This window comes from Rhizobium sp. SVR5-9E (assembly GCF_056755095.1).
Genome location: NZ_JBNDHS010000475.1, coordinates 1 through 262, shown reverse-complemented (window position 1 = coordinate 262; position 262 = coordinate 1). Strand labels below are relative to the sequence as shown.

Annotated in this window: 1 protein-coding gene; it reads right to left on the bottom strand. The window is 44.3% G+C overall.

Annotated elements, in window-relative coordinates:
• Positions 1-262, bottom strand: a 262-nt coding sequence (locus ACPYOJ_RS35690; protein WP_481420435.1) for an Ig-like domain-containing protein, incomplete at both ends; no start/stop codon positions are given.

Here is a 262-nt window from a genome sequence, read left to right as displayed (position 1 = left end):
ATTATACATCGTAACATTTGCGGTCGTAAGATCGAAGAATCCTTTACCATTGTACTGGCATGCCTTGATGGTAGTATCTGTTAAAATGAACGGAACCACATTTAAGTTTAATGTCACATGTTCGCAGTCGATAAATTCGGCAGCATTGCCACAGAACTGGTAAACGATAGTATCCGGACCGATGTATCCCGCATTCGGAATGTACGTGACCTGTCCTGTGGCAGGATTCAGGGTAACTGTTCCGTGGGTAGGATGGGTAATG